This window comes from Flagellimonas meridianipacifica (assembly GCF_003001695.1).
Classification (GTDB): Bacteria; Bacteroidota; Bacteroidia; order Flavobacteriales; family Flavobacteriaceae; genus Flagellimonas; species Flagellimonas meridianipacifica.
Map to the genome: position 1 here is coordinate 2,103,495 of NZ_PVYX01000001.1, position 22,784 is coordinate 2,126,278.

General features: G+C 41.0%; 23 protein-coding genes. 10 read left to right on the plus strand and 13 right to left on the minus strand.

All coding sequences use genetic code 11. The features are described from left to right. Window positions 1-10 precede the first annotated feature (10 nt). The 4 genes from pruA to CLV81_RS09710 form a co-directional block, all read right to left on the minus strand. A complete protein-coding gene (pruA, locus tag CLV81_RS09695) occupies window positions 11-1,639 on the minus strand; it encodes an L-glutamate gamma-semialdehyde dehydrogenase (protein ID WP_106144809.1) in 1,629 nt (542 codons plus the stop codon). Window positions 1,640-1,711: 72 nt separating this feature from the next. Then, on the minus strand, window positions 1,712-2,098 hold the full coding sequence (gene apaG / locus CLV81_RS09700) for a Co2+/Mg2+ efflux protein ApaG (protein ID WP_106144810.1): 387 nt from the start codon (window positions 2,096-2,098) through the stop codon (window positions 1,712-1,714). Between the two features lie 4 nt (window positions 2,099-2,102). Further along, the gene (locus CLV81_RS09705; protein WP_106144811.1) at window positions 2,103-3,305 is read right to left on the minus strand and encodes a DUF3667 domain-containing protein; all 1,203 of its coding nucleotides are present in this window, start codon (window positions 3,303-3,305) and stop codon (window positions 2,103-2,105) included. A gap of 30 nt (window positions 3,306-3,335) precedes the next feature. Then, on the minus strand, window positions 3,336-4,580 hold the full coding sequence (locus tag CLV81_RS09710) for a type IX secretion system plug protein (RefSeq protein WP_106144812.1): 1,245 nt from the start codon (window positions 4,578-4,580) through the stop codon (window positions 3,336-3,338). A gap of 149 nt (window positions 4,581-4,729) precedes the next feature. Between CLV81_RS09710 and CLV81_RS09715 the strand changes: the two genes are divergently transcribed. The 9 genes from CLV81_RS09715 (at window position 4,730) to CLV81_RS09755 (ending at window position 13,151) form a co-directional block, all read left to right on the plus strand. Then, complete coding sequence (locus tag CLV81_RS09715) at window positions 4,730-6,082, plus strand: Na(+)-translocating NADH-quinone reductase subunit A (protein ID WP_106144813.1); 1,353 nt, start codon at window positions 4,730-4,732, stop codon at window positions 6,080-6,082. Between the two features lie 3 nt (window positions 6,083-6,085). Next, entirely contained in the window at window positions 6,086-7,339 is a 1,254-nt protein-coding gene (locus CLV81_RS09720) for an NADH:ubiquinone reductase (Na(+)-transporting) subunit B (RefSeq protein ID WP_106144814.1), read from the plus strand. A 2-nt stretch (window positions 7,340-7,341) separates the two neighbouring features. Beyond that, window positions 7,342-8,091 (plus strand): Na(+)-translocating NADH-quinone reductase subunit C, encoded by a 750-nt coding sequence (locus CLV81_RS09725; RefSeq protein WP_106144815.1) that lies wholly within the window; start codon window positions 7,342-7,344, stop codon window positions 8,089-8,091. Between the two features lie 2 nt (window positions 8,092-8,093). Next, window positions 8,094-8,741, plus strand: coding sequence for an NADH:ubiquinone reductase (Na(+)-transporting) subunit D (locus tag CLV81_RS09730; RefSeq protein WP_106144816.1), 648 nt, complete (start codon window positions 8,094-8,096; stop codon window positions 8,739-8,741). A gap of 10 nt (window positions 8,742-8,751) precedes the next feature. Beyond that, on the plus strand, window positions 8,752-9,495 hold the full coding sequence (gene nqrE, locus CLV81_RS09735; RefSeq protein WP_106144817.1) for an NADH:ubiquinone reductase (Na(+)-transporting) subunit E: 744 nt from the start codon (window positions 8,752-8,754) through the stop codon (window positions 9,493-9,495). Window positions 9,496-9,497: 2 nt separating this feature from the next. Continuing rightward, window positions 9,498-10,808, plus strand: a complete 1,311-nt coding sequence (gene nqrF, locus CLV81_RS09740) for an NADH:ubiquinone reductase (Na(+)-transporting) subunit F (RefSeq protein ID WP_106144818.1) — start codon at window positions 9,498-9,500, stop codon at window positions 10,806-10,808. A gap of 87 nt (window positions 10,809-10,895) precedes the next feature. Further along, on the plus strand, window positions 10,896-11,756 hold the full coding sequence (locus CLV81_RS09745; protein WP_106144968.1) for a DUF4846 domain-containing protein: 861 nt from the start codon (window positions 10,896-10,898) through the stop codon (window positions 11,754-11,756). Window positions 11,757-11,779: 23 nt separating this feature from the next. Next, window positions 11,780-12,142 (plus strand): Na(+)-translocating NADH-quinone reductase subunit F, encoded by a 363-nt coding sequence (locus CLV81_RS09750; RefSeq protein WP_106144819.1) that lies wholly within the window; start codon window positions 11,780-11,782, stop codon window positions 12,140-12,142. Window position 12,143: 1 nt separating this feature from the next. Next, window positions 12,144-13,151: an FAD:protein FMN transferase gene (locus CLV81_RS09755; RefSeq protein WP_106144820.1), complete on the plus strand. Its 1,008-nt coding sequence runs from the start codon at window positions 12,144-12,146 to the stop codon at window positions 13,149-13,151. Here CLV81_RS09755 and CLV81_RS09760 read toward each other — a convergent pair. The 3 genes from CLV81_RS09760 to gpmI form a co-directional block, all read right to left on the minus strand. Continuing rightward, window positions 13,144-13,920: a class I SAM-dependent methyltransferase gene (locus CLV81_RS09760; RefSeq protein ID WP_106144821.1), complete on the minus strand. Its 777-nt coding sequence runs from the start codon at window positions 13,918-13,920 to the stop codon at window positions 13,144-13,146. The genes CLV81_RS09755 and CLV81_RS09760 overlap by 8 nt on opposite strands. A gap of 41 nt (window positions 13,921-13,961) precedes the next feature. Continuing rightward, on the minus strand, window positions 13,962-14,780 hold the full coding sequence (map, locus tag CLV81_RS09765; protein ID WP_106144822.1) for a type I methionyl aminopeptidase: 819 nt from the start codon (window positions 14,778-14,780) through the stop codon (window positions 13,962-13,964). Window positions 14,781-14,852: 72 nt separating this feature from the next. Then, window positions 14,853-16,373, minus strand: coding sequence for a 2,3-bisphosphoglycerate-independent phosphoglycerate mutase (gpmI, locus tag CLV81_RS09770; RefSeq protein WP_106144823.1), 1,521 nt, complete (start codon window positions 16,371-16,373; stop codon window positions 14,853-14,855). A 210-nt stretch (window positions 16,374-16,583) separates the two neighbouring features. On the opposite strand from gpmI, the gene CLV81_RS09775 reads away from it, so the two are divergent. After that, the gene (locus CLV81_RS09775; protein ID WP_106144824.1) at window positions 16,584-16,970 is read left to right on the plus strand and encodes an ankyrin repeat domain-containing protein; all 387 of its coding nucleotides are present in this window, start codon (window positions 16,584-16,586) and stop codon (window positions 16,968-16,970) included. A 93-nt stretch (window positions 16,971-17,063) separates the two neighbouring features. Here the strand turns inward: CLV81_RS09775 and CLV81_RS20650 are convergent, their stop codons facing one another. From CLV81_RS20650 to CLV81_RS09800, 6 genes are all read right to left on the minus strand, one after another. Continuing rightward, a complete protein-coding gene (locus CLV81_RS20650) occupies window positions 17,064-17,231 on the minus strand; it encodes a DUF6747 family protein (RefSeq protein ID WP_170068329.1) in 168 nt (55 codons plus the stop codon). 116 nt (window positions 17,232-17,347) lie between these two features. After that, the gene (locus tag CLV81_RS09780; RefSeq protein ID WP_106144825.1) at window positions 17,348-18,112 is read right to left on the minus strand and encodes a M48 family metalloprotease; all 765 of its coding nucleotides are present in this window, start codon (window positions 18,110-18,112) and stop codon (window positions 17,348-17,350) included. A 40-nt stretch (window positions 18,113-18,152) separates the two neighbouring features. After that, window positions 18,153-18,890, minus strand: a complete 738-nt coding sequence (locus tag CLV81_RS09785; protein WP_106144826.1) for a M15 family metallopeptidase — start codon at window positions 18,888-18,890, stop codon at window positions 18,153-18,155. Between the two features lie 72 nt (window positions 18,891-18,962). Next, a complete protein-coding gene (locus CLV81_RS09790) occupies window positions 18,963-20,144 on the minus strand; it encodes a gliding motility-associated C-terminal domain-containing protein (RefSeq protein WP_106144827.1) in 1,182 nt (393 codons plus the stop codon). Window positions 20,145-20,146: 2 nt separating this feature from the next. Then, window positions 20,147-20,800: a hypothetical protein gene (locus CLV81_RS09795; RefSeq protein ID WP_106144828.1), complete on the minus strand. Its 654-nt coding sequence runs from the start codon at window positions 20,798-20,800 to the stop codon at window positions 20,147-20,149. Between the two features lie 4 nt (window positions 20,801-20,804). Next, on the minus strand, window positions 20,805-22,784 hold a 1,980-nt coding region (locus CLV81_RS09800; protein WP_211297994.1), incomplete at its 5' end, for a beta strand repeat-containing protein.

Genomic DNA, 22,784 nt, shown 5'->3' on the forward strand with positions numbered 1-22,784 from the left:
ACGAAACCGGCTATCCCAAAAATGGATATCGATAATCCTCTGGGGTGACAAAAGTCTCTTTAATCAACCTCGGAGATACCCAGCGCAAAAGGTTCTGCGCGGAACCTGCCTTATCGTTCGTTCCTGAAGCCCTTGCACCTCCAAAGGGTTGCTGACCTACAACGGCACCGGTTGGTTTATCATTGATGTAAAAGTTACCTGCAGCGTTTTGTAATACATGAGTGGCCTGTTCAATGGCATAGCGGTCTTGGCTCATCACTGCACCGGTTAAGGCATATTCTGAAGTGGAGTCTACCAATTGAAGGGTTTCTTCCCACTTATTGTCTTCATAGACATAAACAGTGACCACAGGTCCGAAAAGTTCGGTTTCCATCGTGGTATATTTTGGGTCAGTAGTTAATATTACTGTTGGCTCGATAAAATATCCAACTGATTTATCGTAACCCCCACCAGCAATTATCTCTGCATTGGTATCGGTTTTTGCCTGATCTATGTATTTGGCCAACTTGTCAAATGAACCTTCATGGATTACTGCTGTGACAAAGTTGGACATGTCTTCAGGTGAACCAGGTTTGTTGAAAGACGCAATGTCTTTTTTGACCAACTCCAGTGTTTCGTCCGCTGTGGATTTAGGTAAATACACCCTTGAAGCTGCACTACACTTCTGTCCCTGGAATTCAAACCCGCCACGCGTTATGGCAGTGGCTACTTGTTGTGGTTTGGCTGAAGGGTGTGCTACGATAAAGTCTTTCCCCCCTGTTTCTCCAACTATTCTTGGATAGGTCTTGTATGTGTGGATATTAGTTCCAATTTGTTTCCATAGCTCCTTGAAGACAAATGTTGATCCCGTGAAGTGCAACCCAGAAAAATCTGGACTTGCCAATACAGTTTCTGTTATCATTACGGGGTCTCCCATGACCATGTTGATCACTCCACCGGGTAAACCAGCTTCTTGAAACACATCCATTATTACCTTTGCCGAATATACTTGGCTGTCACTTGGTTTCCATAAAACCACATTCCCCATCATTGCAGCACTTGCAGGAAGGTTTCCAGAAATAGCTGTAAAGTTAAATGGGGTAATGGCATAGACAAAACCTTCAAGTGGGCGATATTCCACTCGGTTCCAAATACCGTCAGAAGAGTCAGGCTGTTCTGCGTAAATCTGGGACATATATTCCACATTGAACCGAAGAAAGTCAATTAACTCACAGGCAGCATCAATCTCTGCTTGATGAATGGTCTTGGATTGAGCCATCATTGTCGCAGAATTGATTTTGGCGCGATACGGTCCAGCGATTAATTCTGCTGCTTTAAGGAAAATGGCAGCGCGCTGTTCCCATTTTAGATTCGCCCATTTTGCTCTGGATTCCAGTCCATTGGCAATAGCATCTTCAACATGTTTTTTCTCGGCAACATGATAGTGTCCTACCACATGTTGATGCTCATGGGGCGGTGACATGGGTTTTGAGTTTCCAGTCTTAATTTCTTCCGAGCCAATATATAAGGGAACTTCCACTTGGGAACTGTAATAGTCCTTATATTGTTGAAGCACACTTTCACGCTCTGGCGTACCAGGTGCGTAGCTTTTTACCGGTTCGTTAAATGCTGTTGGAACTTGAAAGAAACCTTTTCCCATGGTGGTATTTTTTAAATTTTAAAATGCCCACAAAGGTACTAAAAGGTACAGCGATAGTAAAAAGAAAATGGACTAGTTTATAGCAAAGGGTGCGGCAAACTTAAATAGTGGAATTTCCACTTCAAAGTCCTCAGAATTACCCAAATTTACCATGTGGTAATATCCCATCATGGCTCCAATAGGGGAAGCCAATAGGCATCCCGAACTATAGGTATGGGATTTGCCAGGCTGGATAACCGGTTTTCTTCCAATTACACCTTCACCATCCACGGTCTCCATTTCTTTGAGGGTATCAAAAATATCCCAATGCCTTGCCATGAGCTGCACAGGGTGCTTGCTCTGGTTTTCAATGGTCACAGTGTAACCAAATGCGTAGTGTACTTTATAGTTTTTGAAAAAAGTTCCTTCAAAATTCGTCTTTACCGAGACCTTAATTCCTTTGGTAATTTGGGTGAACATAAGCTTAATAAGTAAATGCACTTCCTGCAAACAGCAAAATTGCCGTAAAGAATGCCAAAAAGACAAAAATCGTATTCAGAAAGATGTATTTAACAATCGTTTTAAATCTTCCTTGCCCATAGAATTTTCGCATCGCTTTATACAGATAAAATCCGAAAATCGTCAAAAACCAACCTGCACTGGCGGTACCAAAAATGGTATCTATTATCAGACTAAGGATGAGCAAGATAAACAATAAGGATTGGTTGTGGAAGCTAAAAATAAGATGATCGGTGTAGGTATATTTTTTTCTGATGTACACCAACCAGATAAAGGCTGTGAATATGGGAAGAAAGAAAAATATTACGAAAGGAAGCTTTCCAATGGTAGCATTTATAAAGCTTCCAGGGGCCTGAATCACCCGGAGCAAACTGGCAGCTGCATTGAAGGGCATCCGATTACTTCGTCGGTCTTCGATTTGATACTTTGCCACTGCTTCCTTAAAGGAATAAATAGTGTCTTTTCGAATGACCACGCTAAAAAAATCCATTTTCTTCATTGTTCTTCCAAACATGGAACTTTCCTTTTGAATGGATGCGAAGTATTTGGAAGGATTGGATAATATCAATGAGTCATTGTTTTCTTTGAATTTCTTTGGGTCAAAGTTTGTGATAGAATCCAAACCTTTCAATGTCTCCGATATTTTAAGTTCGTTCTTATCTAGGGAATCCAATTGTTTCAATGCCTTTTGAGCATTTTCATTTAAAGCAATTGTGTCATTGAAAACATTGGTCGAGTCAAGTGCATAAGAAAGTGGTCGCACTTGATTTATTATTTTCTCATCAAAACCACTAAACTGCCTATCGAAGTCAGAAAATGTAGTATTGTAGGTAAACATCAAAAAGTATAGAAAGGCCAAGCTTAGCAGAAAACGAAAAGGATTGGTATAGGTTATTCTTTTCCCGTTGATGTAGTCCTTGGTAATGCTTCCAGGCCTTATCAAAAGTGCAGAAAGTGTTTTGAGCAACTTGGAATCATAGTTTACCAAACTGGAGAAAAACTCATCAAAGAAATCTTTTAGAGTTACTTTTTTGGTACTGTTCATTTGCGAACAGTTTGGACAGAATTTATCGCTGACATCCAATTCATGTCCACAATTGAGACATTTTGTGCCACGGTACTTCAGCTCAAAACGCCCCCTTTTGATTAAGCTTGGTTTGTTATCCATTGCTTTGCAATGTTTGAGGCTAAAGATAGTTTAATTGGTAATATTTCTGGAATTGACGGAACCTATGCCTATAATGCTATCAAAGATTTCCCCAAAATCCCGATAGTAGACCAAAATAAGGTAGTTGTTTTCTGTAAAGTGAAAGTTGCCGCTAACGGTATTCAAATCTATGCTGCCATCCTCACGCTCAATGACATATTTATAGTTGTAAAACCCTTGCTTTATAGGCAGCACTAGTTCCATTCTTCCTTCATCCTCATTGAAGGTCATTTTGTTTTCCTCTTCAATGGTGTAATTGTTGAACTTTCCGATGACATAGACATTGTCCAAACCAATTTCGTTGGTGTAAGGTAGGCTGAAATGCACTTTTGTATATTCCGCTTCGCGCGATACATCTTCTCCTTGAAGGGTGCGAACCACAAAATCACCATTGATATCAGGGAAAAAAGTATATTCTTGGTTGTTCCTAAACGTGTTTTCAAAAAGGTAATGATGATAGAGGTCCGTGAGTTCGATTCTGGATATGGCAAAGTTTGTCGTCCTTAGGTCCTTAGTGTCAAAATTCAAAAACTCATTTCCGCCAAAAAAACCAGTTTCCTTATCATATCTATAAATCAATTCTTGGCCTAAAGTAAATTGGGGTGCAATGTTATACAGCGCTGTAGGCCAAAAATGATTTTGAATAATGGCGACCTTGATTTCTTTTTTTGGATTGACCACGGGGAAACCGGCAGTATTGATGGAGAATTGCACAACCTGCTTTTCATTCAAAAAGTCAAAATCCCTAGAACGACGAATTACTCCACCGACTTGGACCAAGTCTTTGTAGACCACAAATCTCCTAGAAAACTGTAAGTCCCCAGCCATGTTGTATATCTCCAGAACATAATTGCCAGTTGCCCTTAAGCGGACATTTTCATTGGGAATGGTAAGTCTATAATTGGAATAGGGCTGAAGTGTGGTGTAACTGTTTTCGTAATCTATTATACGTTGGTTATCCATCCCAACGAGATACTGGGATTTTAGCAGCTGAGAGGGTGTCCAATCATAATCGCAATGGATGATTTTATAATAATAATCCTGCTCATTTGCAGTCAGGTCATCAAACTCCAAGGTCATTGGCTCTCCCAATTTTATTACAGGAAACTGATCTTCAGTTGGACCTTTGAAAATAATGGTTTTGATGTTGGAGGGAGGATTGACTTCTTCCTGAACTTGTGCTGAAACCGAACACACAAGGAAAAACCATATAATTTGTTTAATCCAAATACGCATTTATACCTCGAATTTTGGGTAAAGGTAAACAAAAAGTGTGCCTACTGAATTTAGCTCCCAGTAATCCCAATTTTATGTTTAATTATTATGAAAACAATGCTTTTAGTACTAAATTTGCGTTCAATTTTTAACAAAAGGTCTACAACAATATGTCTAAAGACATCCGGATTAAAAAGGGGTTGAACATCAACCTTGTCGGGGCAGCTGAAAAGACTCTTTCCAAAGCCGTTAATAGTAACGTGTATGCCCTAAATCTAGACGATTTTCATGGAATAACCCCAAAAATGTTGGTAAAACAAGGGGCGGAAGTTAAGGCGGGAGAGCCGCTTTTCTTCAATAAATCCAATGAGAAAATGCTATTCGTTTCTCCTGTAAGTGGAGAGTTGGTGGAAATCGTAAGGGGGGCACGAAGAAGGATACTTACCCTTAAAATTCTTGCGGATAAAAGCCAAGAATATGCAGAACATGGTGTATTGGATTTAAGCTCGGCCGATGATCAAGTTGTTCGTGATTTTTTGTTAAAGTCCGGAGCATGGCCATTTATAAAGCAACGTCCCTATGATATTATTGCCAATCCAGAATCCACTCCAAAAGCAATTTTTATTTCGGCTTACGCGACTGCTCCTTTGGCAGCGGACGCTGATTTTGCCCTTCAAGGAAAGGAAGCTGAGTTGCAAGCTGCCATAACGGCACTTGGAAAACTGACTCCGGGCAAGATTCATGTTTCGGTAGGAAAATCCAGTAATTCACCTTTGGCTAACCTAGATGGAATTACTTTACATAAGGTTAGCGGACCACATCCATCCGGATTAGTCGGTACGCAAATCAATAAAATTGACCCTATTAATAAGGGAGAAGTGGTTTGGACCATTTCGCCTCAGGATTTGGTAATCATTGGAGAGCTTTTGCTAACAGGAAAGTTCAATGCTGAAAGAGTCATAGCCCTAGCTGGTTCGGTGGTTAAGTCGCCTAAATATTATACTACCAAGATTGGAGCGGAGATTTCTACGTTTTTATACGCCGCTGGTGTAAATCAGGAAAAATTCAGATTAATCAATGGAGATGTTTTAACGGGCGGTAAAACTCATCCAGAGGGATATCTTGGTTTCTATAATAATACGGTTAGTGTTATACCAGAAGGAGATGATTATGAGTTCTTTGGTTGGAATAAACCTGTTTTCAACAAGATTTCTTCTACAAGGGCTCTCACTTTTTCATGGATGCAGCCCAACAAGAAATATGACTTGGATACCAATACAAACGGTGAACACCGTGCTTTTGTGGTTACCGGTAGGTATGAGGAAGTGTTTCCATTGGATATTTATCCATTACAATTGTTGAAGGCTTGTATGGTTAAGGATTTGGACGAAATGGAGCTGTTGGGACTTTATGAAGTGGCTCCTGAAGATTTCTCTTTGACGGAATTCATTTGTACTTCTAAACAACCACACCAACAAATAATCAGAGAAGGATTGGATTTATTATATCAAGAAATTGGATAAAACATGGGATTGAAAGAAAAGTTACATCAGACCAAACTTAAGTATCAGGGGAAAAAGATGGCCCCTGCATTCAATGCTATACATACCTTTTTGTACTCACCAAACGAAACCACCCATTCGGGAGGGCATATTCGTTCAGTAGACGATTTAAAGAGAACCATGAACACTGTGATCATGGCTTTGGTTCCATGTCTACTCTTTGGTATGTTCAATGCGGGTTATCAACATTATTCAGCAATTAATGGTTTTCCAGAGAATTTCTCTGTAATGGAACATTTCATTACTTGGGATAATTTCTGGTTAGGTGCCATCACTATATTGCCATTGGTTATTGTATCCTACGGAGTGGGACTTGCTATTGAATTCGTGTTTGCGGTAATTAAAGGCCACGAAGTGGAAGAGGGATATTTGGTGACAGGAATGTTGGTTCCATTAATTGTTCCAGTTGATACTCCTCTTTGGATGTTGGCCATTGCCGTAGCTTTTGGTGTTGTAATTGGTAAGGAAGTGTTTGGAGGTACTGGAATGAACATATTAAATCCTGCTTTGACTATCCGTGCCTTCTTATTCTTTGCCTATCCAACCTGGATGAGTGGAGACAAGGTTTGGGTACACGGCGCAGTCGAGAGGGCAGGTACGGCCGATGCTATTTCTGGAGAAACCATTTTAGGATATTTGGCACAAGGAAATTCTGATTTTTCATACTCACTTTCAGATATGTTTTTCGGATTTATCCCAGGCTCGGTAGGGGAGACATCAACCTTTTTGATTCTTCTCGGCGGTTTGTTCCTTGTTTTCACTAAAATCGCTTCCTGGAGAATAATGCTGAGTGCTGTTTTAGGCTCGTTGGCCATGGGATTGATATTTAATGGCGTTGTTGAAGCTGGATGGATTCCTGAATACAGCAAATTCTATGGATTGATGAGTTTTGAATATTGGCAACATCTTTTAGTAGGTGGATTGGCATTTGGTATTGTCTATATGGCAACCGACCCTGTAACGGGATCTCAAACCAACAAGGGAAAATGGATTTATGGATTCTTGATTGGATTTATGTCGGTTATGATTCGGGTGTTCAATCCAGGATATCCTGAAGGTGTTTTCTTGGCTATTCTGTTGCTGAATGTATTCGCACCAACCATTGATCACTATGTGGTGAGAGGAAACGTGAAAAGAAGAATGAAGCGATTGAAAAACGCCACAATACTTCCCAAAGTGACAGGCGAAGTTGAAGAACTTAAAACCGAAACCGTTTAATCATGGCATTGAATACAGAGAAGAATAGTTATACCGTATTGTTTGCGGTGATTATGGTGGCTGTTGTAGGCTCGCTATTGGCCTTTCTTGCATCCAGTCTCAGTGGAAAAATTAAAGAAAATGAGCGCTTTGAAAAGCAACAGAATATTTTATATGCCATGGGGATTAATGAAAACACTCAGGATAGTGGAGTTAATTTCATCCCAACTAACGTGGTTGAAGATAGATTTCTGGAAGAAGTTAAAGGTCAGTATGTTTGGGTGAATGGTGAAATTGAAGAAGATGACCAAGCATTCCTTATTGATATAAAAAAGGAATTTGCGGCCTTAAAAGCTGGAGATGATGCAAGGTTGCCCATTTTTATGGGTGAAAAAGATGGAGAGGAATTATATGTATTGCCCATGTATGGTAAAGGACTTTGGGATGCCATTTGGGGATTTATGTCCGTAGACAAAGATATGGTGGTTCAAGGGGTATATTTTGACCATAAAGGTGAGACCGCCGGATTGGGAGCTAACATTAAACTGAGGTTCTTCATGGACGATTTTATTGGAGAGTCCCTAATGGAAGGACAAAGTTATTCCGGTATAGCGGTTTCAAAGACCAATAACGACCCCCTTAACGAAGACAAACAAGATAATGAGGTTGACGCAATTGCCGGTGCTACCATTACTGGAAATGGGGTATCAGCAATGATAAAGGAAACTTTGAAGTTATACAGACCTTATTTGGAAACAATTAGAAATAATTAGAAATGGCATTACTCTCAAAAAAAGATTCAAATCTTATACTAGATCCATTAGCGGATAACAATCCAATTACCATTCAAGTACTGGGAATATGTTCTGCTTTGGCAATTACTGCGGAGCTAAAGGCGTCATTGGTGATGGCAATTTCCGTAATCTTCGTGATGGGAATTGGTAACATTGTTATCTCGCTACTTAGAAACGTAATTCCGTCTAAAATCAGGATTATTGCCCAGCTAATAGTGGTAGCTACATTGGTAATTGTGGTGGACCAGGTTCTAAAGGCTTTTGCTTACGAACTGAGTAAAACATTATCAGTTTTCGTGGGGTTGATCATTACCAACTGTATTATTATGGGGCGTTTTGAAGCGTTCGCTCTTGGTAATGGGGTATGGAGGTCTTTTTTAGACGGTATTGGAAACGCCTTGGGTTATGGAGTTATTTTGGTAATTATTGGATTTTTCAGGGAACTGTTGGGTTCAGGAACTTTATTCGGAATCCCTGTTTTGGGTGACCCTATTGCCAAGACGGGACTGTACTCTATTGGTTATGAGAACAACGGATTTATGATTATTCCTCCTGCTGCACTGATTGTGGTTGGTATCATTATCTGGGTGCAACGTACTAGAAACAAGGCATTAATTGAAGAAGCATAAATAAGGAAGCATGTTAGAGCATTTAGAGTTATTTTTTAAGTCCATCTTCATAGACAATATGGTTTTCGCGGTCTTCTTGGGAATGTGTTCCTATTTGGCCGTATCAAAAAAAGTATCAACGGCTGTAGGATTGGGGGCAGCGGTAATCTTCGTGTTGGCCGTAACCGTTCCTCTTAACTGGCTTTTGGACCAATATCTTTTACAAGATGGTGCCTTGGCTTGGTTGGGTCCAGAGTACGCTGATTATAATTTGAGCTTCCTTTCGTTTATCATGTTTATTGCAACAATTGCAACCATGGTGCAATTGGTAGAGATTGTAGTGGAGAAATTTTCTCCAGCGCTTTACAATTCATTGGGTATTTTCTTGCCATTGATTGCGGTAAATTGTGCTATTTTGGGAGGTTCTTTGTTTATGCAGGCCAGAGAAATACCCTCTTTGGGATTAGCACTCAATTACGGGATTAGTTCAGGAATAGGTTGGTTCTTGGCCATTTTGGCTATCGCAGCTATCCGAGAAAAAATTAGATATTCCAATGTGCCACCGCCACTACGAGGGTTGGGGATCACATTTATCATAACTGGATTGATGGGAATCGGGTTCCAGAGTTTTGGAGGTATGCTTACTGGTGATAACGAACCACCTGAAGGTACCAGCAATACTACCGTTGAAAAAACCATTGAAGAAAAAGAAATAAATAAGGAAATCGAAGATGAAGAAAAAGCGGTTTCCTATAACGAAGTTCTAAACAAATAAAGATGATTCTAGCCACAAGTACGGGAGGTACCATTCTAATTACAGTTGTAGCGTTTCTTGTTTTATTGTTGCTCTTGGTGGCCCTTTTGCTATTTACCAAGGAAAAACTATCTCCATCAGGTCCTGTTACCTTGACCATAAATGGAGAAAAAAAGATTGAAGTTGCCTCAGGGGGAACCTTACTGTCTACCTTAGGTAACCAAAAGGTGTTCTTGCCTTCGGCATGTGGAGGCGGTGGAACCTGTATCCAATGTGAGTGTCATGTACTTTCAGGTGGTGGAGAAGCTCTTCCTACGGAGACTCCTCACTTTTCTAGAAAAGAACTACAACACGGAGCACGATTGGCATGTCAAGTAAAGGTAAAGCAGGATATGGAAATTACCATTCCTGAAGAAGTCTTTGGTATCAAAAAGTGGGATGCGAAAGTAGTTCGTAACTACAATGTAGCGTCTTTTATCAAGGAGTTCGTTGTAGAGATTCCTGAGGAAATGAATTACAAGGCCGGGGGTTATATTCAAATTGAGATTCCTCCGTGTGAAGTGAAATATGCAGACATGGATATCACGGCCCATCCAGAGGAACATGAGACTCCGGATAAATTTAAAACGGAATGGGATAAATTCGGGCTTTGGCCTTTGGTGATGAAAAACCCCGAGACTGTAGAACGAGCTTATTCCATGGCCTCTTATCCAGCGGAAGGTCGTGAGATTATGTTGAATGTCCGTATTGCCACACCGCCATGGGACCGTTCCAAAAACGGATGGATGGATGTTAATCCCGGTGTTGCCTCTTCTTATATTTTTGGATTAAAACCTGGAGACCCAGTAACGATTTCAGGACCATTTGGTGAATTCTTCATCAACGAATCTGATTCTGAAATGTTGTATGTAGGCGGAGGAGCAGGTATGGCACCCATGCGTTCACACTTGTATCACCTGTTCAAGACCTTAAAAACCAATAGAAAGGTAACCTACTGGTACGGTGGGCGCTCTAAAAGGGAACTTTTCTATATAGAACATTTTAAAGATTTGGAGAGGAACTTCCCTAACTTTAAATTCTATATGGCGTTGTCTGAACCTTTGGAAGAAGACAATTGGAAAGTAAAGAAGGATATCAATGACGAAGAAGGGGACGGATTTGTCGGGTTCATACATAATTGTGTGATTGATAACTACTTGGACCATCATGAGGCTCCAGAGGATATTGAATTGTATTTCTGTGGTCCTCCTTTGATGAACAAAGCGGTTCAGAAAATGGGAGAGGACTTCGGTATTCCAGATGAGAACATCCGCTTTGATGATTTTGGTGGATAGAAACCACGGATTTAACCTCGAGCGCAGTCGAGAGGTACAAAATAAACCAAACCGATGCGAAAGTGTCGGTTTTTTTGTTCAATGAATATGAAGAAACTACTGTTGATAGTTCTTGGCATTTCATTGCTTTGCCTTGTTGTTTACAAAGTAAAGCCCGTAAAGCATACAGTGACAGCTCTTGTAACTGAACCAAAATTTATCAATGAGGATAGTCTTACGATTGTATCCCGGGTAAACGTGCCTGTCGGTTATGAACGTATTGAATATCCTGACGGGTCGTTCGAAGAATACCTAAGGAATTACAAGTTAAAACCCTACGGAAGTAAAATTATCAATTATGATGGCACGGAATATTTTTGGCAATATGGACACATCGGAATTCTTGAGATTCCGGTTCCTGAGAATGGCCTTCAACAATGTGCAGATGCCTTGATTCGTATTCGAAGTGAATATTTATGGGAGAACGATAGAAAAGAAGAGATTGGTTTTAACTTTACTAGCGGACATCATTGTGCATGGAAGCAATATGCCGAGGGCTATCGTCCAAAAATAGATGGAAATAAGGTGAGTTTCCATAAAATAGCACTGCCTGACGATTCCAAGGCAAATTTTTATAGATACCTGAACCTTGTTTACACCTATGCTGGAACCCTTTCACTCTATCACGAACTACCTAGAGTTGAAAACGCCAAGGACTTAAAACTAGGTGACATGCTAATAAAAGGAGGGAGTCCAGGTCATATTGTGATGATATGCGATGAAGCGGTCAATTCGGATGGAGAAAAAGTGTATTTGTTGTTTCAAGGCAATACCCCGGCCCAAAATATACACTTGGTCAAAAATCTTGAGGAACCGTCAATGTCGCCCTGGTATACTTTAGAAAAAGATAGGGTTATTCCTGTGTCCAATTACACCTTCCAAAGCTCAAAATTCGTACGCTTCAAATGACTTTTAAGCCCTAATTTTGCACTATGGGAAAACCACTTACAGAACAAGAACTTCACAACCTTGCCATGAACATAGTAGGGCGACAATTGGAGGCCGATGGCTTTGAGTTTATGGCCATCAACAGTAAGCTTCAAAAGAACCCACAATACGTATGTTTGAAGGAAAAGATATTGCACTTCATTGTCGTTAGAAACGTAAGCTATCCTGAAAATCCAATGGTATACGATGAGGGTTTGATGGAAAAGGTAAAAAATCACGCTGATAAGTTTGAGGCTAAAACCTACTTTGCAGGAGTGGGTCTTTCCAATGCTTCAAACCAAAGCCTTCCAGTGTATCTCAATGAGGAGTATGTAGTTGAATATCAGGGACTAATAGAAATACGATAAGATGCGAAAAGTTTTAGGGATACTATGCTTGATATCCTTTTTTGGATGTAAAAACGGTCCAGTGAAAAATCAAAACGTTGGTAATGCTCTGGGCACAACATATTCCATATTGTATATAACCGATGGGCAAGTTGATTTACAAAAGGAAATCGATTCTGTCTTTCAAGTGGTGAACCAATCGATGTCAACATACATTCCTGACTCAGACATCTCTAAAATCAATAAGGGGGATTCAACCTTGGTGGTCGACCATATGTTTCAAGAAGTCTTTGAACTCTCAAAACGGATACATGACGTTTCGAACGGGTATTTTGACCCAACTGTAGGTGTTTTGGTGAACGCATGGGGGTTTGGTCCTGAAAAGGCGATGGAATTGGATAGTACACGTGTTGATAGTCTGTTGCAATATGTTGGATTTAACAAAGTAGGGTTGACTGATTCCAATACAATTCGCAAGGAACGAAAAGAAATCTATTTTGATTTCAATGCGGTTGCAAAGGGATATACCATAGATAGATTAGGAGCATTGCTTGAATCTAAGGGAATTGAAAATTATCTGGTTGAGCTAGGAGGTGAAGTATTGACCCAGGGTACCAATATGATTTCAAAAAAAGAGTGGACGGTGGGTATAGACGACCCTCAGGCGGAGAATGAAAGAAAATTGAAACGGATAATTCGCTTAAAGGATAGGGCAATGGCCTCATCAGGGAACTATAGAAAGTTTCGTGTTGATTCTGAAACCGGAGAGAAATATGTGCATACCATCAATCCTAAGACCGGATTCACAAAAAATTCTAAGGTTTTGGCTACCAGTGTTATCGCTAACACCTGTGCAGAAGCAGATGCCTTGGCCACAGCTTTTATGGCAATGGATTTGGATGATACCAAGAAGTTACTTTTGATATCGAACATATTAGGAGGTCCTGAGGTCTATGTTGTTTATTTGGATAGTGAAGGAAAAACCAAGGAATATATGACCCCAGGGTTTGAGAACTTGGTAGTTAACTGACCATAGGTTTTCTGACAAGCGGAATTATTTCCCCTTTGGCTAGCCGATATTTTTCCACTTCGTTTTCGGAAAGGTGAGCAGTGTAATCTACTTCTTCCACAATAAAACCAATACTTCTTAATTTGCTGAAATAATCCCTGCCATATATACGAACATGGTCATATTGACCAAAGATTCTAGCACGCTCCTTTTTATCTGTGATGCTATCATCTTCAAAAGTAGTTTCCCGTTTCAAATCCTGTGGAATCTGAAAAATACCCCATCCTCCGGGTTTCATCACTCGATATAGTTCTTGCATGGCCTTGGTGTCATTTGGGATATGCTCCAGTACGTGATTACATAGAATTACATCATAGCTATCGGAGTCAAAGGGAAGGTTACAAATGTCAGCTTTCACTTCGGCCAAGGGAGAGTTTAAATCTGTGGTGGTGTATTCGATGTTTTTAAGCTTTTTAAACCTATTATGAAAAGCCTGTTCTGGAGCAAAATGCAATACCTCTAAATTCTCTTCGAATAAACTGGTCTCTCTCTGTAAATAAACCCATAACAAACGGTGACGCTCTAAAGAGAGGGTAGAGGGGGAGAGTACGTTTTCCCTTGGACTTTCGTAACCGTAGGGTAGAAATTTTCGAAAGGACTTTCCATCAATGGGGTCCACGTATTTTGAACCTTTCATAGAGAGTGCAATCAAAGGTCTTACCCAATAGCTCAGTTTGATAAGCCACGGTCTGGGAATCAGGTTTAGAAAAAACTTAAAGACTTTTGACACGAATTACGTCAATTTATAATAGTGCTCTCGAATTTTGAAATCTACAGGATAATAGGTGATTTACGAAATTCTTCCTCTTCGTTACTTTCTATACCTAGAGCATCATAGATATATTGAAAGGTAGATAGCAATTCCGGTTTACCATCCACAATGGCCACATCATGTTCAAAGTGTGCACTGGGTTTACCATCCGCGGTAAGAATGGTCCATCCATCATTTAACTGCTTAATTCTTCTCGTTCCCATGTTTATCATAGGTTCAATGGCAACCACCATGCCCTCAACGAATTTTTTACCACGCCCCCGTTTTCCATAATTTGGCATTTGAGGATCTTCGTGCAAATCGGTCCCTAAACCGTGTCCTACCAATTCTCTCACTACGCCGTAACCATGACTCTCACAATGTTTTTGTATGGCAAACGCAACATCTCCTACCCGGTTACCCACTTTTAACTCCCGAATTCCTATGTAAAGTGACTCTTTGGTGACTTTGAGTAGTTTTCTGGTCTCCTCGGCAACTTCTCCCACTTCAAAGGTGTAGGCGTGATCACCATAATATCCATTTTTAAGGGCACCACAGTCAACGGAAATAATGTCTCCGTCCTTTAAAAGTTGATTATTGGGAATGCCATGAACTACTTGGGCATTTGGACTCCAATTCAGCGTATTTGGAAAATCGTACATACCTAAGAATCCAGGTTCCGCTCCTTGTTCACGGATAAATTCTTCGGCAAGTCTATCCAACTTTAATGGGTTTGCTCCAGGTTTTATTTCAGAAGCGAGCATCCCTAAAGTTCGGGAAACAACAAGGGCGCTTTCGCGCATCATCTCAATCTGCTCTGGAGTTTTGATTTTTATCATGCCTGCAAAGATAGGTTGAAATGAATTAACTACATCTTAGGATGAATCCAATCAGTAAATACCAAAGCGTCGTTAAACCAATGATTCTTGAGTCATAAGTTTTGGCTTTTCAACTCCCATTAGCGAAAGAATAGTAGGAGCAATATCACCAAGCACTCCATCCTTTATCGATTTAATGTCGTTATCAACAATTATCAAGGGCACAGGATTGGTTGTATGTGCGGTATTAGGGCTTCCATCTGGATTCACCATAGTGTCACAGTTACCGTGATCTGCAATAACAATGGTGGTATATCCATTATCCAATCCGGTTGAAATGACATCTTTTGCGCAAGTGTCTACAGTTTCACAAGCTTTTACTGCAGCTTCCATTATTCCAGTATGCCCTACCATATCTGGGTTGGCAAAGTTTAAGCATACAAAATCAGCTTCTCCCTTTTGGAGTTCAGGAACAATGGCATCCCTAATGTCAAATGCGCTCATTTCCGGTTTTAAGTCGTAGGTTGCCACTTTTGGTGAAGGACAAAGAATTCTACTTTCCCCTTCAAAAGGTTCCTCACGACCACCATTAAAAAAGAAAGTGACATGTGGATACTTTTCGGTTTCCGCAATTCGGATTTGTTTTTTGTTGGCCTTGGCCAAAACCTCTCCCAAAGTCTCACGTATATTTTCCTTATCATAAATAACATGAATCCCCTCAAAAGAATCATCATAGTTGGTCATGGTGACGTAATGAAGATTCAATTTTTTCATATTGTATTCCGTGAAGTCTTGCTGACTTAACACTTGGGTAAGCTCTCTTCCTCTGTCCGTTCTAAAGTTGAAGAAGACTACCACGTCACCTTCCGCTATTTTTGTTATGGCATGCCCGGTTTCATTAATGGCAAATATGGGTTCGATAAATTCGTCTGTAACTCCGGCATCGTAACTATCCTGCATACTCTGGACAATGTTGGAACTTGGTTTTCCCTCTCCATTAACAACCAAATCGTAAGCTTTTTTGACCCTTTCCCAACGTTTGTCCCTATCCATGGCATAGTATCTACCAATAACAGAGGATACTTGAGTTTTTTTACCACTACAGAAATTAATCAATTCTTCTAAAAATCCCTTTCCACTTTTAGGGTCTACATCTCTTCCGTCCGTAAAAGCATGAACAAAAGCCTTGCCTGAGCCCTGGGCTCCTTCAAAAGCAGAAATCAAAGCTTTTAAGTGATCTATATGGCTATGAACACCACCGTCGCTGACAAGACCTAAAAAATGAACATTTTTATTGTTTTTACTGGCATAGGCAAAAGCATCTGACAGAACTCTTTCGTCCTTTATGGTATTTTCTTGTACTGCTTTGTTGATTTTGGCCAAATCCTGATATACAATCCTACCTGCTCCAAGATTCATGTGGCCAACTTCACTATTGCCCATTTGTCCTTCTGGAAGTCCCACATTCATCCCATCGGTTAGAAGGTTCGCGTTAGGATACTTTTTGTAAAGTGAATCAACAAAGGGGGTATTGGCTTGTTCAATAGCCGAAACCTTTGGGTCTGGAGATTTTCCCCATCCGTCCAAAATCATAAGAATGACTTTCTTGTCCATAGTGAAAAATTGAAATTCAAAAATAGGATGATTTAGTTGGATGCCCTAGCGTTTTTGAAGGTTTTAAACTTGTGATTTTTACATTTTTTCGACCAAAAAACTGCAAACTTTGTTAAAATTTGGTTATAGAAGTGTTAATCGTGTAACATTTGGAGATAGAACGAGTCTATCATGATATAAAACTTATTTATAATCAAAAATTTATTCATCATGAAAAAAACAATCCTAACAGTGACTGCAGCATGTCTATTATTGGTAGCTGGCGTAAGCGCAAACGAAACTTCTTTCCCAACGGTAGAAGTAGAAACCTCAATCTCTTATGAGATTAGCTCTTTTTGTATGGCCATCGTCAAAGGGGACATTGACACTGTTAAAAAATTAATTGAGCTTGGAGAAGATGTGAACAGAAAGTCTATGGGCATGACGCCATTGCACTACGCTGCCCGTTACAATCGTGCAGAGATTGCTGAAGTTCTTTTGGCGAATGGAGCAAATGCAAAAAAAAGATGTGATAAAGGATATACGGCACAAAAATATGCCGAGCTTTCTGGAGCCATGGAGGCTTTGGAAGTAATAAATTCTGCTGTGAAAAAATAGAAAGGAGTTTATTCGTCCAATTAAAAAAGCCCTTGCAATTGCAAGGGCTTTTCTTTTTCAAATGTATAGTGTTCTTGTAAAAGAGTAGTTCTCTTAAAACTCAAAGCCAGTAAAGGCCCTGTACAAAAAAGCATAAAGTGCCATTCCTATAAGAATGGCGCAAAAAATTGAATACGCCTTTAAAAACAACACCAAGTAGCTTGGTTTGCAATCGTCAAAGGCTTCTTGATAAAGCGACTTAAAATGTAATAGTGTTCCCATCTGTTCTCGTATTAGGGTAGCACAAACGGGTTGAAGAAAAGAGTAATTGATTTGGGGTTACTCAAAGGTAATGAAAACTAAACAATCCTATTTTTTAATCGATGAATGTGCAAATTCTATCGACCTGAATATTTTTTGATAGCTTCTCTGATTTTTTCAATCCTATTTTCTGGGTCAGGGTGCGTGCTTTGGAACTCTGGAACTCGATTGGGGCCGGCAGCTCTTTTTAGAATTTGCATCACCTTTATCATTTCATTTGGGTCGTATCCAGATTGAATCATTAAAAGCACCCCAAGTTCGTCGCTCTCCAGCTCATCGCCCCTTCCATTCTTAAGTAGGGTATTTTGCCCTATTCCACTTACCAATCCGCCCATATCGCCACCAACACTAGCTCCCATGGTCAAGGTTTGCCAAAAACTACTTTCGGCAATACGTTCGGCAGAATGCCTACCGATTACATGACCAATTTCATGCCCCAAAACTCCGGCCAGTTGAGATTCGTTCAATTGAGAAAAAAGGGCATAGGTAATAAAACATTGTCCTCCTGGAAGGGCAAAGGCATTGATTGTTCTATCATCTGCAAGCAAATGAAATTGAAATTCATAGGGAGTCTCACGAGCTATACTATTTTGGACCAAACGATGGCCAACAGCATCAACCAGAGATTGCATACGTTCATCCGGATAGAGCCCTCCATGTTGTTGGGCCATTTCTGGAGCACTTTGGAGACCAATGGCAATCTCCTGCTCTGCGGTTATGTTTATATTTTGTACCCTGCCTGTATATGGATTTTCTTCTTGGTTGCTACAGCGTTGAATAAAGGCAAAGACCACAATTGCCAATCCAATAAGTATTCGGATTTTCCAACTTCCTCTTCTCATGGTGTTAGTGTTATAGTGAAAGGAAGATACGAAAAATAGGTTATAACAGCTTGGGATTAATATCCAGAATGTTATCCCTAATGTATGATTTTAAGAAACCCAAGGTGAAATGTTCAGAACCAATAAATTCCTCATTTTGAAGTAGTTTCACAATATTTTTCTTTCGGAAAGCGGTCAACATTGGAATGGAAATTGGCGCATAGCTATAGTGCCAAGGTTCATATTTGAAGCCTCTTCGTTTGGGTTCGTCCGTGTAAACCAAGTAGAAACCAAAACTCTCGGAATGCTCGTCCAGCCATTTTTTTAAACCTTCAAAAGGTCCCCCGCTTTCAAACTTTTCAGGAACTAAGACACCGCCATTGGTTTTTGGATATCCATCAATAATATCTATGTCAGTACCCCAATGATGTCTACTGGTTCCAGGTATTGTAGAATATTCAATGATTTTGTCGATGGCATTCAATGGAGACATACCATCGTCTTCCGTGTATCGAATAAATTTTCTTTCCCAAATGCTTTCTTGCCTGTAAAAATCGCGAAAGCTAGAAACCATTTTAATGTTAAAACCATCTTGATAGGCCGCTTTTTTCATTTCTACAAAAGCGTCATGGGCTTCCTCCCTCAGATTTATGTCCTTACCAAATAGGGGAATATCTTCTTTACCCATTAATTCTGAAATGGTGTATTCGGAACTATTTTGATTGGCTGGAAGAGCAAAAGGAAAGGACAGGGCCGTACTGGCAGCAACGGTTGTTTTAACGAAAGATCTTCTTTTCATAAATGATTGACGAATTTGCAGCAAGTTAAGAAGTATTTCGAAGTCTACACACGGGAAGCAGTCCTATATCTATTATTGAGAATCTGAGATATAAAGGTACCCTTGAAATTTCTCTCTTGTATCGTTTACGGTAAGTACGTAAAAATATACCCCTGCCGATAAACCGGAGTTCCTACTGATTACAGCATTTCTGTTTGAGCGTCCGTTAAATTCATTGGCATAATTCAATTTGGAATATACCAATACGCCATATCTATTATAAATATTCAAAATATTGTTGGGTACTGTTTCTATACCTTCTATCAACAAGAAATCGTTGACCCCATCCCCATTTGGCGTCAAAAAATAATTATCTAATTCTAAAACTGAGAAAGGTTCCAAAAGTTCATCTGTGCCACCGAGTGTGATTATTTCATAATCACTTGGCAAAAAGGTGTTAGACGTAATGCTTCCGTTGTTTAAATTACCGTTTACTCCAGTATTACCGAGACTTTCCCATTGATTGGATTCTCTGTTCCAACCCACAACCATTACATTTTCGGTACTTTCAGCTAACAAAGAAATATTGCTTTGCGAATCCCATGTTAAGGTAACCACTGAGGGTTCACTGCCCTCCAATGTCCAAAACTCAAAGTTGCTTATTTGAAGATCATCTGTTGCAACAATATCTGTGTCAAAAAATTCACTCAACGAAATTGGAGCATTGGGGTCTTCAAAAAAATAGGCACACCGAACCAAACTATTTACACTATTGGAAGTCACAGTTAGATGACGTATTCTGTTTCCCTCACCTACAGGAAAAGTAATCAGCGATTTATTACTAGCTCCAGCATATCCATTGATATGGTTTTCATCTCCAGTACCGGTAAAGAAGGCATCATTGATAAAATTGAGGTAGTTGTTCAAGGTATTCTTTTCCGTCAAGATATTGCCAGAGATGAAGTTGGCATTATTGGTGACCCCAACCCAAGTTTCCAATTGTAACCCATTATCAGCAAAGATTTCCAAGTCATTGAATACAGGATTCGAATTTCCAGAAATAGTTAATCTTGAGTCACTATAAAAACCGGTTAAACCTCTGTTATTTACAAAAAAGCCATCATCTATCAGGTTTAAATGGAAACCCACGGACGCCTCAGAGTGAAATTGTAATGAACCAAAATTATGAAATGCCTGTTGGGCATTTGCGGACGACCCCAAAATGAGCAGAATAGGGATTATACTATTTCTTGATATGGACTTTTTCAAACTCATCTTTACCTGTAGGCTTGATAAATAACGACTATTCCATCAGCAAAACTATCTGTGTTTAGGGTGAAACCGTCAGAATTAAAACTTGTAACGGTAGCTGAGGTGACGCCCAGATTATCTCCATTTTGATTACCATAGCGTAGACCTATACAATGGGAGTTTGATGCAAAACGAGAAATATCATTAATGGAGTTTCCGTGGCCACCAACATAAATCACCTGTTCTGTAATACTGCTGGCATCATTTCGCGCAAATCCTGTCATAGAGCCGAAGGAATTGGCAATTCCCCGTTCGTTGTTTCGAACAGAATTATCTGAATTTAGACTGAAACTTTCAACATTGGCATAGGCTGCAAAAGTTACATAGCTAGGCTCAAAAGGAATACCGGTTATATTCTGATTTCCGCTTCCTGTTATTTGAAAAGTTCCCACATAACTGTTGGAAATGTTAGGTACCTCTACCCAGCCAGAGTTACTGTAGAAATGTATGCTTCTGGTTGTTGTATTGTAAACTAATGACCCTTCAATAGGATTTGAAATGGCGTTCATTTCTGTTCCACTGACGTTGTGAATACCCACTAAATCACCTGCGGTTACCTGTGCTTTTAAAAAAGAAGCCCAAAGTAAAACAACAACTAAAAGAGTTTTTTTAAATATCATAAATCTATAAATCAAGTACGGTAAACATAAATTCAGAGTTAAAACGATTTCTATCGGAACCACCGTTATCATTATCTCCTACAATAACCTCAAAACTAGTAGTGGTCTGACTGTTGTAGGATATTCCAGGGTCATCGTTGCCAGCACCACCTCGTCCAGGTTGTGTTAGCTGGATAATGTAATTGGCATCTGAAACTAAACCGGCTGGTAGGTTCACTCTGTATCGACCATTTCCACCAAGTTTTGTGACCGTAATACCTGCGGTTGCTTTTACTACGGAACCATTTGATGCAATTTTGCCAAATGCCTTGATTGGGCTCTCGTAAAAAGCACCCCCATTGGTGCCTACTGTGATACTATTATTGGTTTCAGTCCCAACTACATTGGCAGTTTGGGCAGTATTTTCTTCATTGGTATAGGTGATGACACCAGTCGTATTATTTTGCGCAAGGTTGGTAACTGTTTCGTTAACTGACCCACCACCGTCACTTAGAGTAATAGTAGTGCCAGCTTTGGATAGTGTTTGAGGTGGTCCAACTGGCCCCTGAGGTCCGGTAAGGTCCGCTGTTGTGAAGCTTGTCCCATCGGTAAAGTTCAGGGTGAAGGTCCCGTTTCCGTTGTCCACTGTCGATGCTATGCCGTTCCCGTCGGCACCGTTTGTACCGTTTGTACCATTGGTTCCGTTCGTTCCATCTGTTCCGTTGGTCCCGGCCGGTCCTGTAAGGTCCGCTGTGGTAAAGCTTGTCCCATCGGTAAAGTTGAGGGTGAAGGTCCCGTTTCCGTTGTCCACTGTCGATGCTATGCCGTTCCCATCGGCACCGTTTGTACCGTTCGTACCATTGGTTCCGTTCGTACCATCTGCTCCGTTGGTCCCCGCAGGTCCCTGAGGTCCTGTAAGGTCCGCTGTGGTAAAGCTGGTCCCGTCGGTAAAGTTGAGGGTGAAGGTCCCGTTTCCGTTGTCCACTGTCGATGCAATCCCGTTCCCGTCGGCCCCGTTCGTACCGTTCGTACCATCTGTTCCGTTGGTCCCCGCAGGTCCCTGAGGTCCGGTAAGGTCCGCTGTTGTAAAGCTTGTCCCGTCGGTGAAGTTCAGGGTGAAGGTCCCGTTACCGTTGTCCACTGTCGATGCAATCCCGTTCCCGTCGGCACCGTTTGTACCGTTCGTACCATCTGTTCCGTTTGTTCCATCTGCTCCATTGGTCCCCGCAGGTCCCTGAGGTCCGGTAAGGTCCGCTGTTGTGAAACTTGTCCCATCGGTAAAGTTGAGGGTGAAGGTCCCGTTGCCGTTGTCCACTGTCGATGCAATCCCGTTCCCGTCGGCACCGTTCGTTCCATCTGTTCCGTTGGTCCCAGCCGGTCCCTGAGGTCCCGTAAGGTCCGCCGTGGTAAAGCTGGTCCCATCGGTAAAGTTGAGGGTGAAGGTCCCGTTACCGTTGTCCACTGTCGATGCTATGCCGTTCCCGTCCGCACCGTTTGTCCCATTGGTACCATTTGTACCATCGGTTCCGTTTGTTCCATTGGTCCCCGCAGGTCCCTGAGGTCCGGTAAGGTCCGCTGTTGTAAAGCTTGTCCCATCGGTGAAGTTCAGGGTGAAGGTCCCGTTACCGTTGTCCACTGTCGATGCTATGCCGTTCCCGTCCGCACCGTTTGTCCCATTGGTACCATTTGTACCATCGGTTCCGTTTGTTCCATTGGTCCCCGCAGGTCCCTGAGGTCCGGTAAGGTCCGCTGTTGTGAAGCTTGTCCCATCGGTGAAGTTCAGGGTGAAGGTCCCGTTTCCGTTGTCCACTGTCGATGCTATGCCGTTCCCGTCCGCACCGTTTGTCCCATTGGTACCATTTGTACCATCGGTTCCGTTTGTTCCATTGGTCCCCGCCGGTCCCTGAGGTCCTGTAAGGTCCGCTGTGGTAAAGCTGGTCCCGTCGGTAAAGTTGAGGGTGAAGGTCCCGTTACCGTTGTCCACTGTCGATGCTATGCCGTTCCC

Coding starts and splice junctions, on each gene's coding strand:
- pruA (WP_106144809.1), bottom strand. CDS start 1,639: ATGGGAAAAGGTTTCTTTCAAGTTCCAACAGCATTTAACGAACCGGTA.
- apaG (WP_106144810.1), bottom strand. CDS start 2,098: ATGTTCACCCAAATTACCAAAGGAATTAAGGTCTCGGTAAAGACGAAT.
- CLV81_RS09705 (WP_106144811.1), bottom strand. CDS start 3,305: ATGGATAACAAACCAAGCTTAATCAAAAGGGGGCGTTTTGAGCTGAAG.
- CLV81_RS09710 (WP_106144812.1), bottom strand. CDS start 4,580: ATGCGTATTTGGATTAAACAAATTATATGGTTTTTCCTTGTGTGTTCG.
- CLV81_RS09715 (WP_106144813.1), top strand. CDS start 4,730: ATGTCTAAAGACATCCGGATTAAAAAGGGGTTGAACATCAACCTTGTC.
- CLV81_RS09720 (WP_106144814.1), top strand. CDS start 6,086: ATGGGATTGAAAGAAAAGTTACATCAGACCAAACTTAAGTATCAGGGG.
- CLV81_RS09725 (WP_106144815.1), top strand. CDS start 7,342: ATGGCATTGAATACAGAGAAGAATAGTTATACCGTATTGTTTGCGGTG.
- CLV81_RS09730 (WP_106144816.1), top strand. CDS start 8,094: ATGGCATTACTCTCAAAAAAAGATTCAAATCTTATACTAGATCCATTA.
- nqrE (WP_106144817.1), top strand. CDS start 8,752: ATGTTAGAGCATTTAGAGTTATTTTTTAAGTCCATCTTCATAGACAAT.
- nqrF (WP_106144818.1), top strand. CDS start 9,498: ATGATTCTAGCCACAAGTACGGGAGGTACCATTCTAATTACAGTTGTA.
- CLV81_RS09745 (WP_106144968.1), top strand. CDS start 10,896: ATGAAGAAACTACTGTTGATAGTTCTTGGCATTTCATTGCTTTGCCTT.
- CLV81_RS09750 (WP_106144819.1), top strand. CDS start 11,780: ATGGGAAAACCACTTACAGAACAAGAACTTCACAACCTTGCCATGAAC.
- CLV81_RS09755 (WP_106144820.1), top strand. CDS start 12,144: ATGCGAAAAGTTTTAGGGATACTATGCTTGATATCCTTTTTTGGATGT.
- map (WP_106144822.1), bottom strand. CDS start 14,780: ATGATAAAAATCAAAACTCCAGAGCAGATTGAGATGATGCGCGAAAGC.
- gpmI (WP_106144823.1), bottom strand. CDS start 16,373: ATGGACAAGAAAGTCATTCTTATGATTTTGGACGGATGGGGAAAATCT.
- CLV81_RS09775 (WP_106144824.1), top strand. CDS start 16,584: ATGAAAAAAACAATCCTAACAGTGACTGCAGCATGTCTATTATTGGTA.
- CLV81_RS20650 (WP_170068329.1), bottom strand. CDS start 17,231: ATGGGAACACTATTACATTTTAAGTCGCTTTATCAAGAAGCCTTTGAC.
- CLV81_RS09780 (WP_106144825.1), bottom strand. CDS start 18,112: ATGAGAAGAGGAAGTTGGAAAATCCGAATACTTATTGGATTGGCAATT.
- CLV81_RS09785 (WP_106144826.1), bottom strand. CDS start 18,890: ATGAAAAGAAGATCTTTCGTTAAAACAACCGTTGCTGCCAGTACGGCC.
- CLV81_RS09790 (WP_106144827.1), bottom strand. CDS start 20,144: ATGAGTTTGAAAAAGTCCATATCAAGAAATAGTATAATCCCTATTCTG.
- CLV81_RS09795 (WP_106144828.1), bottom strand. CDS start 20,800: ATGATATTTAAAAAAACTCTTTTAGTTGTTGTTTTACTTTGGGCTTCT.